The organism is Sinorhizobium terangae (genome assembly GCF_009601505.1).
Lineage (GTDB): Bacteria > Pseudomonadota > Alphaproteobacteria > Rhizobiales > Rhizobiaceae > Sinorhizobium > Sinorhizobium terangae.
Genome location: NZ_WITC01000018.1, coordinates 28,801 through 44,430 on the forward strand (window position 1 = coordinate 28,801; position 15,630 = coordinate 44,430).

The window sequence follows — 15,630 nt, forward strand, 5'->3', positions numbered from 1 at the left end:
CAAATGGCCTCCGGCTGGCGGAATTTGCTTGCCATTCTGCGCCGGGCGTGTTTTTACCGCCGCCTGCGCCGGTCAGGTCCGGCCCCAAAATTTTCAAAGACAGGTGATCCATGGCGAAGACCACGTCCGCCCACATCCTGATTGTGGAAGCGCGCTTCTATGATGATATGGCCGACGCCTTGCTCGACGGTGCAAAGCACGCGCTCGATGCAGCCGGCGCGACTTATGATATTGTGACAGTTCCGGGGGCGTTGGAAATTCCCGCGGCGATTGCCATGGCGCTCGACTGCGCCGACGAGGGCGGCACGGAATATGACGGTTTCGTCGCGCTCGGCATGGTTATCCGCGGCGAGACCTACCATTTCGACATCGTCGCGAACGAATCCGCGCGTGCCCTTATGGATCTCGCCGTCAGCGAAAGCCTTGCGCTCGGCAACGGCATTCTGACGGTCGAGAATGATGACCAGGCATGGGCACGCGCCCGCCGGTCGGAGGGCGACAAGGGTGGTTTCGCCGCGCGCGCGGCGCTGACCATGATCGAACTGAAGAAGAAGTTGGGCGCAGAAAAGTGACGAAGACTCCCTCGGATCAGCCGCTGAAACAGGTCAACCAGCGTGGTGCCGCGCGCCTCGCTGCCGTCCAGGCGCTTTATCAGATGGATATCGGCGGCACCGGCGTGCTGGAGATCGTCGCCGAATACGAAGAGCACCGGCTGGGCCGGGAATTGGACGGAGAGACCTACCTCAAGGCGGACGCCTCGTGGTTCCGGTCGATCGTGTCGGGCGTCGTGCGCGACCAGCGCACGCTTGACCCGCTGATCGGCGCCGCCCTCCAGGACGATTGGGCACTATCCAGGCTCGACTCCACCGTCCGCGCGATCCTGCGCGCCGGCACCTTCGAGATGCTCGAGCGCAAGGATGTCCCGGTTCCGGTAATCGTCACCGAATATGTCGAGATCGCCAAGGCGTTCTTCGAGGACGAGGAGCCCAAGCTCGTCAACGCAGTCCTCGACCGGATCGCCAAACAGGTCCGCGGCCAGCGGAAATAGCAAAATGGTGGCAGCGACTGCGGACGACATGGGGGCGGTTCTCCGCGAGGCACGCCGTAACGTCTTTCTGTTGACGTTTGCACAAGCGCTGCTCGGCGTGGTCGGGCCGATCAGCTTCGCGGTCGGCGGTGTCGCCGGTCACCAGCTTCTCGGCGAAGACAAGTCGCTGGCGACGGCACCGCTTACCGGCTTTAACGTCGGCTTGGCGGTCGGTGTCGTTCTCGCCGCGACGCTGTCTCGGCTGGTCGGCAGGCGCTTGGCCTTCATTGGCGGCGCCGTTATCGCCGCATTGGGTGGGCTGATCGCCGCCGCGGCGCTTTTCGGTGACAATTTCTGGCTGTTCACCTTCGGCCTGGCCGTTCTCGGCTCCTCCAGCGGCTTCACGCAAAAACTTCGCTTCGCGGCAGCCGACGCATCGCCCTCCTTCTACAAGCCGAAGGCAATTTCCTGGATCTTGGGCGGCGGCATCATCTCCGCGATACTCGGGCCGCAGATCGTCATTTTCGCCGGCGACTACTTCGCGCCGATATCGTTTGCCGGTGCGTTCGTGGCCCTCCTGCCGGTCTGCCTTGCCGCGATCGTCTTTTTTGTGCCCCTTCGCCTGCCGGATCTCAAAAGCGCTACGGGCCTGCACGCCACTGCACCAGTTCGGCCGCTTCGCGAGATCGTCGGCAACCACCGGTTCCTGACAGGCATGATCTGCGGCATCTCCGCCTATGCGCTTATGACCTTCATGATGACAGGCGCACCGGTCGCCATGGTTGTAGGATGCGGTTTCTCGACTGATCTTGCGACGCTGGGAATACAATGGCACGTGCTCGCGATGTTCGGTCCGAGCTTTGCAACGGGCTGGCTCATCGCCCGCTTCGGCGCGGAGCGTATCGTGGCCTGCGGCTTTGTGCTGCTTCTGGCTTGCGCGGCGATCGCTCATATGGGCGTGGCGCTTTGGAATTTCTGGGGTGCGCTCGTTCTCCTCGGGCTCGGCTGGAATTTCGCGTTTATCGGCTCGACCGCAATTGTGGCGCAAAGCTATCGGCCGCATGAAGCGGACAAGGTTCAGGGCTTCCACGATATCATGCTGTTTTCGACGGTGGCCAGCGCGTCCTTCGCCTCCGGCAAGGTGCTCTCCGCCTATGGATGGGACGTGCTCAACGCCGTTGTCTGGCCGGTCGCCGGCATCTGCCTCGTCCTCCTTTTCGCGCTGATGCGGCGGAACAAGCGCGGTCCCGCCTGACCGCCGGTACTTCGGCCTCAGCAAAATCTTCCAACTCTCCCCAAACGCGATCACGCCGGTAGTTTCAGGGGCTTGACGATCCCCATTCGCGCCCGCACTCTGGCCGCGCCGCGAGGGGTGCCGCTTGAGGATGCGGCGCGCGATTCGCGGAATGAGGGGCCTGCGGGAGGGAGTGAACCTGCAGGTTGAAACGGAGGATAATGCGAAATGACCTTACTTTTAGGCGTTATCGCATGCGGGTTGCTCGCGGTGGCCTATGCCATCTGGGCAACGCAGTCGGTGCTTGCCGCCGACCAGGGGAATGCCCGCATGCAGGAGATCGCAGGCTTTATCAGAGAGGGGGCGCAGGCCTACCTCACACGTCAATATAGGACCATTGCCATCGTCGGTGTCGTTGTCTTCATCGCCGCGTGGTTTCTTCTCTCCGGTGCAGCCGCGATCGGCTTCCTGATCGGTGCGGTGTTGTCGGGCGCGGCCGGGTTCATCGGCATGCATGTTTCTGTCAGGGCCAACGTCCGCACGGCCCAGGCCGCATCGGTCAGCCTTGCCTCCGGTCTCGATATCGCCTTCAAGTCGGGCGCGATCACCGGCCTGCTGGTAGCTGGCCTGGCCCTGCTCGGCGTCTCCGTATACTACCTCATCCTGACCGCGGGCTTCGGGCACGACCCTGCCTCGCGCGAGGTTATCGATGCGCTCGTGGCGCTCGGCTTCGGGGCATCGCTGATTTCGATCTTCGCCCGTCTCGGCGGTGGCATCTTCACAAAAGGGGCCGACGTCGGCGGCGACCTCGTCGGCAAGGTGGAGGCTGGCATTCCGGAGGACGATCCGCGCAACCCCGCGACCATTGCGGACAACGTCGGCGATAATGTCGGCGACTGCGCGGGGATGGCAGCGGACCTGTTCGAGACATACGCGGTTTCGGTCGTCGCGACCATGGTGCTTGCATCGATCTTCTTCGCGGGTACGCCGCTGCTCGCGACCGTGATGGTCTATCCGCTGGCGATCTGCGCCGCCTGCATCATCACCTCGATCATCGGCACCTTCTTCGTCAAGCTCGGCACCAACGGCTCGATCATGGGCGCGCTTTATCGCGGCCTGATCGTCACCGGTGCCCTGTCGATCATCGGCCTTGGCGCCGCCACGTCGCTGACGATCGGCTGGGGCTCGATCGGGACAGTCGCCGGCAAGGACGTCACCGGCTGGGGTCTGTTCATCTGCGGCATCCTGGGTCTTGTCGTCACCGCATTGATCGTCGTGATCACCGAGTACTACACCGGGACCAACAAACGGCCGGTGAATTCGATTGCTCAGGCCTCGGTTACCGGTCACGGCACCAACGTGATCCAGGGCCTCGCCGTCTCGCTGGAGTCGACCGCACTGCCGGCGATCGTCATCGTCGGCGGCATCATCGCCACCTATCAGCTCGCCGGCCTCTTCGGCACCGCCATTGCGGTCACCGCCATGCTCGGCCTCGCCGGCATGATCGTGGCGCTCGATGCCTTCGGTCCGGTCACAGACAATGCCGGCGGCATTGCCGAGATGTCGCATCTGCCGCCCGAGGTTCGCAAGTCGACCGATGCACTCGATGCCGTCGGCAACACGACCAAGGCGGTGACCAAGGGCTATGCGATCGGTTCCGCAGGGCTTGGCGCTCTCGTGCTTTTCGCCGCCTATTCGAACGACCTTACCTACTTCGCCGCCAATGGCGACAAGCATCCTTACTTCGCCGACGTGGGTGCGATCTCGTTTGATCTGTCCAACCCCTATGTCGTCGCCGGCCTGATCTTCGGCGGTCTGATCCCCTATCTTTTCGGCGGCATCGCCATGACGGCGGTCGGCCGCGCAGGCGGCGCCGTCGTAGAGGAAGTGCGCCGGCAGTTCAAGGAAAAACCGGGCATCATGGAAGGCAAGGACCGGCCCGACTACGGCCGCGCCGTCGACATGCTGACCAAGGCAGCGATCCGCGAGATGATCATTCCCTCGCTGCTGCCGGTGCTGGCGCCGATCGTCGTCTATTTCGGGGTATTGCTGCTTTCCGGCTCGAAGGCCTCGGCCTTCGCCGCGCTCGGGGCGTCCCTCCTCGGCGTCATCGTCAATGGCCTTTTCGTCGCCATATCGATGACCTCCGGCGGCGGGGCATGGGACAATGCGAAGAAGAGCTTCGAGGATGGGTTCGTCGACAAGAACGGCACGCGTCACATGAAGGGTTCCGACGCCCACAAGGCTTCGGTCACCGGAGATACGGTCGGCGATCCCTACAAGGACACGGCCGGTCCCGCGGTCAATCCGGCAATCAAGATCACCAATATCGTGGCACTGCTGTTGCTGGCTGTTCTCGCCTGACCGCGGTTGCGTAAAAACCAAGAAGCCCGCGAACCTTGTTCGCGGGCTTCTTTGTGGATTGTACCTTACTATGTCGCGGCTTACGGACCTTTGCCAAAGTCCTTGAAGAGGTTTCGCGCCGCTGCCTGTCCGGCGCCCGGACCGCTCAGGAGCTGCCCCAGGAAGCTGGTTTCCTTGCCGCCGGTCGGCGTCGTGCGCGACAGCATGTCGAAGACCTTGCCGTCCTTCATGGTATAATGCGCGAGCTGGCTGACGACGCCTTCCTTGTCGAAATAGACGGCAAGGATCGATTGGTCGACGAGCTTCGGCTTCATGAATGCGACCGGCCGCCTGCGCGTCTGCGAGATGTAGTAGAAGACTTCGTTGTCGAAGGTGGCGGTCGTCGAAGGCGTGCCCAGAGAGAGCAGCACCTGCTCGCGGCTCGATCCGACCGGAACGAGGTTCAGCGTTTCCTGATCGACGACATAGCCCTGATGCAGGACCTCGCCCATATTCGCTGTCGTGCAGGCGGCAAGCGTAGTGGTGCAAAGGGAAGCCACGAGCACGGCACGGCTCAGAACATTCAGGTTTGATATCAGATACCGCTTCGACAAGGACTGTTCCCCTGGAGTAACGATGGCAGGTCCGCCATTGCAATTCGTGCCTGCTTCGGTAAACCAGCTTCGGCTATCATGCAATAACGTCGTGGGCGCCGCCCACATTTCGAGAAAGCCAGAACTGGGCTTTGTGATGATTTTTGGACTGTTCAAGAGAAAAAGCGGCAATATTGCGATTGTGGAGCGTCAGTATGCGTTGCTGACAGCCGCCGCACGCCAGCCGTTTCTGTACACCGACCTTGCTGTGCCCGATACCGTCATGGGCCGTTTCGAGATGTTGTCGGCAATCCTGATTCTCTATTTTCGGCGGACACGCGCCTCCGCGCGCACCGGACAGGAGATCGCGCAGGAAATCGTAGATGCCTTTTTCGAAGACGTAGACCACTCGATCCGCGAACTCGGCGTCGGCGACGCGGGCGTTCCGAAGAAGATGAAAAAGTTTGCCGGCATGTTCTACGGCCGCCTCGAGTCCTACGCGGCCGCGCTCGAGCAAAGGGACGGCCAGGCCCTGGCCGCTGCGCTCCTTCGCAACTTTCATCCCGATTCCCGCGAAGGGCCGTCGATGGATGGACTGGCCGCCTATCTTCTGGCGGTCGAGGCCGCCCTGTCAGAAACGCCGGAAGAGGTGGTCGAAGCGGGCCAGTTGCGCATACCGCCGGCTGGTGCGTAATAGATCGATATCCATGCCGCGCGACGATAGCGCTCGGCGGTTGTATGCGCGGCACCGTGCTCCGATGCCGCGAGGAAGGAGCTTGCCATGAGAGACGATAGCAAACCGGCGTTCTCCTACCCGGTGAAGGTGGGGCACATCTCGGCAAACGCCGTCAGCGTCCATCTTTCGGCAAACGAAGCCGAGCGCCGGGCGCTTGCCAAGCTCTGGAATGTCGAAGAAGTGCTCTCGCTCGCCGCCGACCTCCAGATCGCGCGCTGGAAGAAGGACGGCGTGAAGATCAAGGGCGATGTCGCTGCTCGTATTGTCCAGTCCTGCGTGGTGACGCTCGAACCGGTCGAGGCGGAGATAAACGAGCCTGTCGAGGCGATTTTCGTGCCGGAAGGATCGCGGCTTGCACGAGAGGCGCACAATGATGGCGGCGAGATGGTGCTCGATCCGGATGGTCCGGACATTCCCGACACCTTTGCCGGCGACACCATCGATGCGGGCGTCGTGGTCAGCGAACATGTCGCGCTTGCCATCGATCCCTATCCGCGCAAGGAAGGTGCGGTCTTCGGTGAGCGCATCGAAAGCACTGCCGCGGATGACAAGCGGCCGAACCCGTTTGCGGCGCTGAAGGACTGGAAAAAGGATTGAAACGGCGAAAGCCGCGCTTACAATTCGGTTGTCACGCAGGCGAAAAGCAGTATTTTGGCCCGACTCCAGCCGATGGGGGCCGATGCGCCGAGACGTCGCATGTTGGCTCAAGCGTCAGAAGGAACAAGGATCGCCCCGCGTGAAAAGAGATGCGCAGGGTGAGACGCGTTGCCTGGGCAGGAAAAAAGGATAAGACACGCGTGGTCAGAATTTCACTTGACGTGATGGGGGGCGACTATGGTCCTGAAGTCGTCATCCCGGGCGCAGCAAGAGCGCTCGAACGTCACCCGGACATAAGATTCGTCTTGTTCGGTCAGGAAGCGCGATGCGCTGAGCTTCTGGCCAAATATCCGAAGCTGAATGCAGCGAGCACCTTCAACGATTGTGAAATCGCCGTTGGCATGGACGAAAAACCCAGCCAGGCGCTCCGGCGCGGACGCGGCAAATCGAGCATGTGGAAGGCAATCGACGCGATCAATGCTGGCGAGGCCGACGTGGTCGTCTCCGCAGGTAATACCGGCGCGCTGATGGCGATGTCCGTCTTCTGTCTCAGGACGATGCAGGGGATCCAGCGTCCCGCGATTGCCGCCATCTGGCCGACGCTGAAAGGGGAGAGCATCGTGCTCGACGTAGGCGCGACGATCGGCGCTGACGCGCAGCAGCTCATGGATTTCGCTTTGATGGGCGGCGCGATGGCGCGGGCCTTGTTCGAGGTCGAACATCCCTCGGTCGGCTTGCTCAATGTCGGAGTGGAAGAAATCAAGGGCCAGGAAGAGGTCAAGGAGGCCGGGCGGCTCATCCGCGAAGCCAACATTGAGGGCATCGACTACTACGGTTTCGTCGAAGGCGACGATATCGGCCGCGGGACCGTCGACGTCGTCGTTACTGAAGGTTTTTCGGGCAACATCGCCCTGAAGGCGGCCGAGGGAACGGCTCGCCAGATAGCCGAATATCTGCGCGCGGCGATGTCGCGCACATTGCTCGCGAAGATCGGGTATGTCTTCGCCAAGGGTGCTTTCGATCGGCTGCGCGAAAAGATGGACCCGCGGAAGGTCAACGGCGGCGTGTTCCTCGGCCTCAACGGCGTCGTCATCAAGAGCCATGGCGGCACCGATGCTGAGGGTTTCGCGGCCGCGATCGATGTCGGGTACGACATGGTCAAGAACGGCCTCAAGGCCAAGATAGAGAGCGATCTGGCGAAATATCACGGCGCGCAGCCGTCTGAGTCCCTCCCGCCGGCATGAATGATGAGGTTTGAGTAAATGATCCGTTCCGTCGTTCGCGGCTTCGGGGCAGCGCTGCCGAAGCGAGTGATGACCAACAAGGAGATGGAATCGAAGGTCGACACATCCGACGAATGGATTGTGCAGCGGACCGGGATTCGCCAGCGTTACATCGCGGGCGAGGGCGAGACGACGGCCTCGCTCGGCGAAAGCGCTGCGCGTGCCGCGCTTGCGAGGGCCGATCTGACCGCCGACGATCTGGACCTGATCATCGTTGCGACATCGACGCCCGATAACACCTTTCCGGCGACGGCCGTGAATATCCAGAACCGCCTCGGCATGCGGCATGGCGCCGCCTTCGACCTGCAGGCGGTCTGTTCCGGCTTCGTCTATGCGGTGACGACAGCGGACGCCTACATCCGCTGCGGCCTCGCCAGGCGTGCTCTGGTGATCGGGGCCGAGACCTTCTCGCGCATCCTCGACTGGTCCGATCGAACGACCTGTGTACTCTTCGGCGACGGCGCCGGCGCGATCATCCTCGAAGCCCAGGAAGGCGCAGGCACGAACGCCGACCGCGGCGTGCTGACGGCGCAGCTACGCTCCGACGGAATTCATGGTGACAAACTCTACGTCGACGGCGGCCCGTCGACAACGGGCACCGTGGGCCATCTCAGGATGGAAGGGCGCGAGGTGTTCAAACATGCCGTTGGCATGATCACGGATGTGATCGAGGCAGCCTTCGAGGCAACCGGGACGACGGCGGACGACGTCGACTGGCTGGTTCCGCACCAGGCCAACCGGCGCATCATCGATGGCTCTGCAAAGAAGCTGGGCATCCCGCTCGATAAGGTTGTGGTGACGGTCGACGTCCATGGCAATACCTCGGCCGCCTCCATTCCGCTTGCGCTTGATACCGCGGCCGCCGACGGGCGGATAAAAAAGGGCGACCTCGTCATGCTCGAGGCCATGGGCGGCGGCTTCACCTGGGGCTCTGTTCTCATCCGGTGGTAAAGAAAATAATGAAGCACCGCAGGCGCTTGACCGGAAAAGGCAAGGGCAATAGTCTTCCTTCGCTCGGCATGCCAGACATCGGTGGGGGAAGATGAGCGGAAAAACAGTAACACGGGCGGATTTGGCTGAATCGGTTTTTCGCAAGGTGGGCCTGTCTCGCACAGAGTCGGCCGAACTCGTGGAAACGGTCATTGATGAAATATGCAACGCAATCGTGCGTGGCGAGAGCGTGAAGCTGTCTTCCTTTGCGACTTTCCAGGTGCGCGACAAGAATGAGCGCATCGGGCGCAATCCGAAAACCGGCGAGGAAGTGCCGATTTCTCCGCGCCGGGTGATGACCTTCAAGGCGTCGAACGTGCTGAAGCAACGCGTGCTGAAGGCGCATTTGAGCCGCAAGACCAAGCAGAGGCCGGCCTCTCCCGCCTCCTGACCCCTTGCTCAAAACCACAAATGTGGTTGAAAACCCGTCCATAACCCATTGAAATGGGCGCGACTCGTGCGATCATCGCGCGGTGATCCGTCCATTGCGGTGCGCCGCGTGATCTGTAAATGGGGATGATATGGACAAAAGCCCGGACGCCTTCCGCACAATCAGCGAGGTCGCAGACGAGCTCGATCTGCCGCAGCACGTCTTGCGTTTCTGGGAGACACGCTTCCAGCAGATCAAGCCGATGAAGCGGGGCGGCGGTCGGCGGTACTACCGCCCGGAGGACGTCGATCTCCTCAAGGGCATTCGCCATCTCCTCTATGATCATGGCTACACGATCAAGGGCGTGCAAAAGCTCTTGAAGGCCAACGGCAACAAGTTCGTCGCGGCGATCGCAAGCGGCGACCTCGCAACTGTCGAAGCACTTGCGGCGTCCAGCAACGAGGAGCCGCAACCGCCAAAAGTCGGTGCCGCGGAAGAAGACCAGATCGTCGGCCGCGCGAAGGCACCGGCAGGCCGGCGGTTTTTCTCTTTCGGCGCTAGCGGTGGCGACGACGCAGAGATATCGATCGGCAAGGCTTCCGTAAGCAAGGAAGATAGGGCGCTTTTGCAGGAAGCGCTTTACGATCTTCTGGAATGCAAACGGCTGCTCGATCAGGTGCGGTGATCGCGGCCAGCGAGGGGGCCATTGATCGGCTGACGGCTTCTAGAAGTCCTATAGCGACCTAACTAGACGCGCGGCGCTGCTGCGGGCTGTTTGGTTCGTGCGCCTTCGAAGTGCCGTTCGTATGTTGGTCGGGGGTGAAGACGAACGCGGGGAAAGGGATATGTTCAAGGAATGCAAAACCTCTTGCCGGAGGCTTGGTGGTAGGTGCGCCTTGCATCCTCGCTGAGAGCTCGTCGAGATATTCCAGCGCCTCATGGGCGGCTAAGACCGTCAGCATTCTCCCGTCTGCCTGGCCCGCCTTCTGCAAGTCCTCTCTTGTCTTCTCCACCGTCTCCCGGACAAAGCCTTGCGGGTCATCGCTCTGTGAAGCGGCCCATTCGAGGAGGCGGCACATCATGATTTCATTCACTCGCAAGGCGGCGACGGTTTGACCAAGCAGGAGCGCCAGTTTCTGGAGCTTATCTGCGTCTATTTTTCGGGGCATCTGGAATTTTCACCTTTTTTGGCTTCCCTTCCGGAGTTTCGCCCAAGCTTGTTCGGTGACACTGCGTCGATGGAGGTCGAACGGCTCGGTTAAGCTTTTGTTCCCATCGGCGGGCTTCGGAATGGCAGAACAAGGGCGGGTGTTGGGCGAAGGCACGTTTCACGGAGGTCTGGCAAAGCGCATGCGGGCTTCCCAGGTTCGTTGCGACGGCTAGCAATTCTCCCGGACACCGTGATGCTCAAGCGCGAACGGTCGCTTCCTTCACGGATGAGCCTGGTTGGTGATCACCAGTGCCGGCCTGTCCGGCGCCACCTCCACCACTCTTCGATCGACCGCGAGGATGCTCATAATGAGGGCGATGAGCACGAGAATAAGCGCCGAAAATGTGAGGCCTGCTTTATCCATCTCGCATTTTGGTGGGTTAAATGCGCGCAGAACGGGGCAAAATGCAGGGAGAATTGAGGCGCGGTCCGCCGTGGTAAATATTGCTTTAACGCAGCCGGATTTTAGCGCAGGCGCCGATCGCGTCATTTCCACACGGATTGTTCTCTTTTCAACATACAGATCAATTTCGGGCTTGCGCTCCCAGCGTTGAGACTATAGGGGTTTTCTCGGTTCGGAGCGTAGCGCAGCCCGGTAGCGCACTTGACTGGGGGTCAAGGGGTCGCTGGTTCAAGTCCAGTCGCTCCGACCATTTAATGACGTGGCAACGTCCTTCGCGATCACCATACGGCCAAGGCGCCGTTGCGGCAAACTCCCCAAGTCCAGGCAAAACTTCCTAAGTTCGCGATAGAGTTCCGCGTCGTGCAACGGGCACGCTCCAGTACGCGGGGGTGCGTACTCTCCTTCTCGCCGCGCTACGGCCGCCGATCACGATCGAACCGGAGAACGGTTTTGTGATTTGGTCGCGGCGTGAGCGCCGGATAGACTGCGCCTGCAACAACCAGGAGAAGCCTTATGAAGACCATCCTCGTATTTGCAGCCGCATTCGCTTTATCGACAACGGTAGCCTCCGCCGAGTGCGTGGGGCACTCCAAGACCACTGCATCTGTAGACAAGGAAATAACCACGGCCAGCGTCACCAAGGCCGAACAGTCGACGCCGGCGGAAGAGATCCTTCTGCAGCAGAAACAGCAGCAGGAAGAGCGACAAGCGGAAGAATAGACCAACACGATCGGATGCCGGGCCTCCCGGGCCGGGCACGCCCAGCATCCGACGCTGCTCGTGAAGAACACCCCTCAATCTTGTTTTGCCCCGACACCGCTGCCGTCGTGATGTGTCTTGCCGACTGCTGGTCGCTCAAGCGCGCTGGCGTATGGCTAGACGTCGGTAGAGTTCTTCCGTCCGGTCAAGCATTACGTCGAGCGTGAAACGATCCTTGCGGACCTCGGCCGCCTGGAGGAGGGCAGGATAGCTTTCCGGATCTGCAGCCGCGATCATCGTTTTCGTGAGCTGCGATACATCATCGCTGCTGGGAATGATGAAGCCATTCTCGCCATTCTCGATTACCGTTCTGGCGCCCCCGACATCGGAGATGATGATCGGTCTGCCCGCGGCCGCGCCTTCCAGCATGACATAGGACATCGCTTCGTAGCGGCTCGGCATGACGAGAAGATCAAAGGCGGCCACAGCCTGAGGGCCGGTAAAGGCGGAGGTCAGGTGAATGCGGCTTTGCAGCCCGCTTGCCGCGATCGCGCGGCGAACCTCGTCCTCCAGTTCGCCGGTGCCGACCATCACGAGGTAGCTGTTCTTGACCGACGATGCCGCGCCCTTGAATGCATCTATCAGCCGCTCAGGCGCCTTCTGGCTGGAAAGACGGCCGATGAAGCCGAAGACGAATGCGTCGGCGGGAATCCCGAAGCTCGCGCGAACCGTCTTCGCCATGTCGGGCGAGGGGGGCGAAACTCCGTTGACGATCACGGATATTCGCTGTTCGGGCATGCCGAGCGACAGTGCATGCCTGCGCTCGTCATCGGAAACGGCGATGAGGTGATCGGTGAAAAACCACGCCAAGGCCCACTCGATGGCGCCGTAGATCAATCGGCCGGCATGATCGAGTGCCGGGTCCATCGTCCGGAAGGCATGCGGGGTGTAGACGCGCGGCGCGTGGCGCCCGGGCAGTCGCAGGCGTGTGAGGGCGCCGGCCTTGGAACTGTGGCCGTGCACGATGTCGAACGGTCCTGCGGTTCGGCTGATGCGCCGAAGGGCGCGGAAGGCCGACAGGTCGGACGGTCCAGGCGCACGCTCCATGTCGACCGCGTGGAGGGCGGGCAAGTCGATTGCCTTGAGCTCACGAACGAAGCCGTCTTCCGCTCGCACCGGCGAATAGATCGCCTCGACGTGATGGCCGCGGGCCTGCATGCCGCGGCAGATATCGAGGAAATGCCGACCGGACCCGCCACCGCTCGGCTCCAGCACTTCGAGAAGGCGCAGCGGCTGAGCCGACGATCCGTCGGTTGCGGACGTGTCCATGGTCATAGGTGCCTTCCGGCGCGGGCGCGCCATTGAAAGCGATATTCGAGGGCGGCACATCCCCAGATGACGCCAAGCAGCATGTAGAAATGGCGCCAATGGTCGGTGTCGATGACATTGCCGATACCAACATGGCCGATCAGCGTGACCCATGCAATCATCAGGTACGGCTGCCATGGTCTGTCGTGCAGGAGGAAGCGGAAGCCCAGCGACAGCGTCCATGCGATCAGCGTCACATAGGCGATCAAGCCGATCCAGCCGTAGGACGTCAGGCACTTCAGCCAGATATTGTGTTCATCCTCCGGGAAAATGGTACTGAAAACCAGAGGGCCGATGCCGAGCGGTTTTTCCATCGACATCAGGAAGCCGATCCGGTGCCGGTCGAACCGCCCAAGATGCCCGCCGTCGTATTCCTGAACAAGCTGGGAACGGTTTGAGAAAAGGGTCGCGACCTGCTCGGACTGCAGGGCTGCGGCGAGCGCGGCGACGATGAAGAGGGCGCCACACAAAGCCAGCACCAGGATACGCAGACGGAAGAGGCCGCTCCGCTCCTTCAGCAGCATGACGAAGACAAAGGCGACGACGCAGAAGAGATTGAGTGCCCAGGCCGCTCGCGAGAACGAGAGGAAAACGCCGAGTGCCAGGACGAGAAGTCCGGCGATCTTAGGCGGAGCGCGGTGGATCGGCTGGGTAAGTAGGCCATGGATGAGATAAAGCGCCGGCGCGGCGAGAAAGGGGCCAAAAACGTTCGGATCCTGGAACGCTCCCTTCGCGCGGTCATAGAGCGTGAAGTTGGCGCCGCCCGGTATGGCACCGAAATAGCCGAGAATGCCAAGGAGCGCCGTGATGACAGCAGCAGCAACCCAGGCATTGAAGATCAGCCGCAGTCGTTGGTGCCGATCTTCGATGATCGCCGCAAAGAAGACAGCCGAGAGCGCGAGGAAGCCGGAGACGGCCATGTACATGGGCCCGGTGGCAAGGTCCGACATCGTGGTCAGCGACAGGATGCCGCCAACCATGAAGAGAACGAGGAGCGATAGCAACGGCGCTACATAGCGGGAAATCCTCAACCCGAAGAGCGCCCACAGGCCGATGAGACACGCCATGAAGAGCTCGTAAGGCGCCGGCTCGGCGATGACGAAGCCGGAAAGAAAAACCGCGATTGCCACGAAGCCGGAAGCGAGCAGCGAAATCGCGGCAAGCTGGGGGCGGAGGACAATTGGCGGGGATGCGCTCGCGGAGATCAATAGGCGTTATCCGTGTTGAGCAACCGGAACGGCGTCAGAACAAGGATCTTCAGATCGAAGAGCAGCGACCAGTTTTCGATGTAGTAGAGATCGAATGCGGTGCGGAAACGGATCTTTTCGTCATTGTCGATCTCGCCGCGCCAACCGTTGATTTGTGCCCAGCCGGTCACCCCGGGCTTGACGCGATGGCGGGCAAAATAGCCCTCGACGACATCGGAATAGGTGCGGTTTCGCGTTTGCGCCAGAACGGCGTGTGGGCGCGGGCCGACCAGTGAAAGCTCGCCCTTCAACACGTTGAAGATCTGCGGCAGTTCGTCGATCGAAGACTTGCGCAGAAAACGGCCGATAGGGGTCACCCGCGGGTCTCCCTTGGTGACGGCGCTGCGAGCGGTCGGGTCGCTCATATGCGCATACATCGAGCGGAACTTGTAAACCTCGATCGTCTCGTTGTTGAAGCCGTGTCGGGCCTGCTTGAAGATGACCGGCCCTGGAGACGTGACCTTGACGGCGACAGCAGCGGCAAGCATCACCGGCCAAAGGAAAAGAAGGGCGGCGACGCTGAAGAAAATGTCGAAACAGCGCTTCGCCACGGAGTCCCAATCGGCGATCGGCTTGTCGAAGATGTCGAGCATCGGCACCTGTCCGACATGGGAATAGCTGCGCGGCCGGAAGCGCAGGTTGTTGGCGTGCGCAGCCAACCGTATGTCGACCGGGAGAATCCAGAGCTTCCTCAACAGTTCGAGGATGCGTTTTTCAGCAGTCAGCGGCAGCGAGATGATCAACATGTCGATTCTTGCAAGCCGGGCGAATTCGACGAGTTCGTTGACCGTCCCCAATTTCGGGTATCCGGCGATCATGTTTGGTGATCGCCGCTCGTCGCGATCGTCGAAGATGCCGCAGATACGGATATCATTGTCCGGCTGATGTTCGATCGTGCGGATCAGATCCTTGGCCGGCTGGCCACCGCCGACGATCACCGCGCGACGTTCCATTGTGCCGTTGCGCGACCAATGGCGGATCGAATAGGCGATGAAGGCGCGCTGAGCGATAAGGAAGAGCGCGCCGCCGATGAACCACCCCGCGATCCAGACGCGGGAATATTGATGCCCGGATTTCAGAAAGAAAAGCGCAAGCGCAATAGCGCCGAAGGCGGTCGCCCAGGCACCCAGAACGCGCGGCGTCATTCGCAGCCAGGCCCGCAGCGCCGGCACCTGGTAGCCATCGGCGATCTGGATGGCCGCGACGGCAAGTGCAGAGCCCCCGGCCAGAATTGCAAGATAGACGGGCAGTTGTTCGACGGCCGGTCGGACATAGTAGGCGTTGATGCCATAGCCGATGGCGAAGAGAACGCAGAAATCGAGCAGCCGGATCAGGCCCGTGATCATGGTGGGCGAATAGGTGTCGGCGCGGAACTGAAGCGCGATCTGTCGTGCCAGCGGATTTAGCTCCGTGGCGCCTTTTTCCCCGATCGTCTCTTCGGGGGCGGCCGTCCGGATCTCGGAGATCTTCTTGCGAAGCGCTTCCGGATTGAATGCCTCGGGCCTTTCGTAGTGGTTCATGGTCTCTTCC

General features: G+C 61.4%; 17 protein-coding genes and 1 tRNA gene. 12 read left to right on the plus strand and 6 right to left on the minus strand.

The window, feature by feature from the left end:
• Window positions 1–110 precede the first annotated feature (110 nt).
• The 4 genes from ribH to GHK62_RS03185 all read left to right on the plus strand — a co-directional run bounded on the left by ribH (window position 111) and on the right by GHK62_RS03185 (window position 4,625).
• On the plus strand, window positions 111–572 hold the full coding sequence (gene ribH, locus GHK62_RS03170; protein ID WP_153436897.1) for a 6,7-dimethyl-8-ribityllumazine synthase: 462 nt from the start codon (window positions 111–113) through the stop codon (window positions 570–572).
• Window positions 569–1,048: a transcription antitermination factor NusB gene (nusB, locus tag GHK62_RS03175; RefSeq protein ID WP_184108527.1), complete on the plus strand. Its 480-nt coding sequence runs from the start codon at window positions 569–571 to the stop codon at window positions 1,046–1,048. Before ribH ends, nusB begins: the two co-directional genes overlap by 4 nt.
• A gap of 4 nt (window positions 1,049–1,052) precedes the next feature.
• Window positions 1,053–2,282 (plus strand): MFS transporter, encoded by a 1,230-nt coding sequence (locus GHK62_RS03180; RefSeq protein ID WP_153436898.1) that lies wholly within the window; start codon window positions 1,053–1,055, stop codon window positions 2,280–2,282.
• A gap of 207 nt (window positions 2,283–2,489) precedes the next feature.
• Window positions 2,490–4,625, plus strand: a complete 2,136-nt coding sequence (locus GHK62_RS03185) for a sodium-translocating pyrophosphatase (protein ID WP_153436899.1) — start codon at window positions 2,490–2,492, stop codon at window positions 4,623–4,625.
• 80 nt (window positions 4,626–4,705) lie between these two features.
• On the opposite strand, the gene GHK62_RS03190 is transcribed toward GHK62_RS03185, so the two are convergent.
• Window positions 4,706–5,218 carry an outer membrane protein assembly factor BamE gene (locus GHK62_RS03190; protein WP_153436900.1) on the minus strand — a complete coding sequence of 171 codons (513 nt, stop codon included), beginning with the start codon at window positions 5,216–5,218 and terminating at the stop codon, window positions 4,706–4,708.
• Between the two features lie 136 nt (window positions 5,219–5,354).
• Between GHK62_RS03190 and GHK62_RS03195 the strand changes: the two genes are divergently transcribed.
• The 6 genes from GHK62_RS03195 (at window position 5,355) to GHK62_RS03220 (ending at window position 9,858) form a co-directional block, all read left to right on the plus strand.
• Window positions 5,355–5,891: a ubiquinol-cytochrome C chaperone family protein gene (locus GHK62_RS03195; RefSeq protein WP_153436936.1), complete on the plus strand. Its 537-nt coding sequence runs from the start codon at window positions 5,355–5,357 to the stop codon at window positions 5,889–5,891.
• 87 nt (window positions 5,892–5,978) lie between these two features.
• Window positions 5,979–6,530 carry a YceD family protein gene (locus GHK62_RS03200; protein ID WP_153436901.1) on the plus strand — a complete coding sequence of 184 codons (552 nt, stop codon included), beginning with the start codon at window positions 5,979–5,981 and terminating at the stop codon, window positions 6,528–6,530.
• A gap of 200 nt (window positions 6,531–6,730) precedes the next feature.
• Window positions 6,731–7,774: a phosphate acyltransferase PlsX gene (plsX, locus tag GHK62_RS03205; RefSeq protein WP_184108528.1), complete on the plus strand. Its 1,044-nt coding sequence runs from the start codon at window positions 6,731–6,733 to the stop codon at window positions 7,772–7,774.
• A gap of 18 nt (window positions 7,775–7,792) precedes the next feature.
• Entirely contained in the window at window positions 7,793–8,764 is a 972-nt protein-coding gene (locus tag GHK62_RS03210; RefSeq protein ID WP_153436903.1) for a beta-ketoacyl-ACP synthase III, read from the plus strand.
• 91 nt (window positions 8,765–8,855) lie between these two features.
• A complete protein-coding gene (locus GHK62_RS03215; protein ID WP_153436904.1) occupies window positions 8,856–9,194 on the plus strand; it encodes an integration host factor subunit alpha in 339 nt (112 codons plus the stop codon).
• A 130-nt stretch (window positions 9,195–9,324) separates the two neighbouring features.
• Window positions 9,325–9,858 (plus strand): MerR family transcriptional regulator, encoded by a 534-nt coding sequence (locus tag GHK62_RS03220; RefSeq protein ID WP_153436905.1) that lies wholly within the window; start codon window positions 9,325–9,327, stop codon window positions 9,856–9,858.
• Between the two features lie 58 nt (window positions 9,859–9,916).
• On the opposite strand, the gene GHK62_RS03225 is transcribed toward GHK62_RS03220, so the two are convergent.
• Window positions 9,917–10,342 carry a hypothetical protein gene (locus GHK62_RS03225; protein WP_153436906.1) on the minus strand — a complete coding sequence of 142 codons (426 nt, stop codon included), beginning with the start codon at window positions 10,340–10,342 and terminating at the stop codon, window positions 9,917–9,919.
• 261 nt (window positions 10,343–10,603) lie between these two features.
• The gene (locus GHK62_RS33450) at window positions 10,604–10,747 is read right to left on the minus strand and encodes a hypothetical protein (RefSeq protein ID WP_167528136.1); all 144 of its coding nucleotides are present in this window, start codon (window positions 10,745–10,747) and stop codon (window positions 10,604–10,606) included.
• A 212-nt stretch (window positions 10,748–10,959) separates the two neighbouring features.
• On the opposite strand from GHK62_RS33450, the gene GHK62_RS03230 reads away from it, so the two are divergent.
• Window positions 10,960–11,036: transfer RNA gene (locus GHK62_RS03230), tRNA-Pro, on the plus strand.
• A 263-nt stretch (window positions 11,037–11,299) separates the two neighbouring features.
• Entirely contained in the window at window positions 11,300–11,506 is a 207-nt protein-coding gene (locus GHK62_RS03235) for a hypothetical protein (protein ID WP_153436907.1), read from the plus strand.
• Between the two features lie 135 nt (window positions 11,507–11,641).
• On the opposite strand, the gene GHK62_RS03240 is transcribed toward GHK62_RS03235, so the two are convergent.
• The 3 genes from GHK62_RS03240 to GHK62_RS03250 are packed head-to-tail and all read right to left on the minus strand — an operon-like array spanning window position 11,642 to window position 15,620.
• A complete protein-coding gene (locus GHK62_RS03240) occupies window positions 11,642–12,814 on the minus strand; it encodes a glycosyltransferase family 4 protein (protein ID WP_153436937.1) in 1,173 nt (390 codons plus the stop codon).
• A 2-nt stretch (window positions 12,815–12,816) separates the two neighbouring features.
• On the minus strand, window positions 12,817–14,061 hold the full coding sequence (locus GHK62_RS03245) for an O-antigen ligase family protein (RefSeq protein ID WP_153436908.1): 1,245 nt from the start codon (window positions 14,059–14,061) through the stop codon (window positions 12,817–12,819).
• A complete protein-coding gene (locus GHK62_RS03250; RefSeq protein ID WP_153436909.1) occupies window positions 14,058–15,620 on the minus strand; it encodes an undecaprenyl-phosphate glucose phosphotransferase in 1,563 nt (520 codons plus the stop codon). The genes GHK62_RS03245 and GHK62_RS03250 overlap by 4 nt, the downstream gene beginning before the upstream one ends.
• Between the last annotated feature and the right edge of the window lie 10 nt (window positions 15,621–15,630).

Coding starts and splice junctions, on each gene's coding strand:
- GHK62_RS03220 (WP_153436905.1), top strand. CDS start 9,325: ATGGACAAAAGCCCGGACGCCTTCCGCACAATCAGCGAGGTCGCAGAC.
- GHK62_RS03195 (WP_153436936.1), top strand. CDS start 5,355: ATGATTTTTGGACTGTTCAAGAGAAAAAGCGGCAATATTGCGATTGTG.
- GHK62_RS03225 (WP_153436906.1), bottom strand. CDS start 10,342: ATGCCCCGAAAAATAGACGCAGATAAGCTCCAGAAACTGGCGCTCCTG.
- GHK62_RS03240 (WP_153436937.1), bottom strand. CDS start 12,814: ATGGACACGTCCGCAACCGACGGATCGTCGGCTCAGCCGCTGCGCCTT.
- GHK62_RS33450 (WP_167528136.1), bottom strand. CDS start 10,747: ATGGATAAAGCAGGCCTCACATTTTCGGCGCTTATTCTCGTGCTCATC.
- GHK62_RS03215 (WP_153436904.1), top strand. CDS start 8,856: ATGAGCGGAAAAACAGTAACACGGGCGGATTTGGCTGAATCGGTTTTT.
- GHK62_RS03180 (WP_153436898.1), top strand. CDS start 1,053: ATGGTGGCAGCGACTGCGGACGACATGGGGGCGGTTCTCCGCGAGGCA.
- GHK62_RS03250 (WP_153436909.1), bottom strand. CDS start 15,620: ATGAACCACTACGAAAGGCCCGAGGCATTCAATCCGGAAGCGCTTCGC.
- ribH (WP_153436897.1), top strand. CDS start 111: ATGGCGAAGACCACGTCCGCCCACATCCTGATTGTGGAAGCGCGCTTC.
- GHK62_RS03185 (WP_153436899.1), top strand. CDS start 2,490: ATGACCTTACTTTTAGGCGTTATCGCATGCGGGTTGCTCGCGGTGGCC.
- GHK62_RS03210 (WP_153436903.1), top strand. CDS start 7,793: ATGATCCGTTCCGTCGTTCGCGGCTTCGGGGCAGCGCTGCCGAAGCGA.
- GHK62_RS03235 (WP_153436907.1), top strand. CDS start 11,300: ATGAAGACCATCCTCGTATTTGCAGCCGCATTCGCTTTATCGACAACG.
- GHK62_RS03200 (WP_153436901.1), top strand. CDS start 5,979: ATGAGAGACGATAGCAAACCGGCGTTCTCCTACCCGGTGAAGGTGGGG.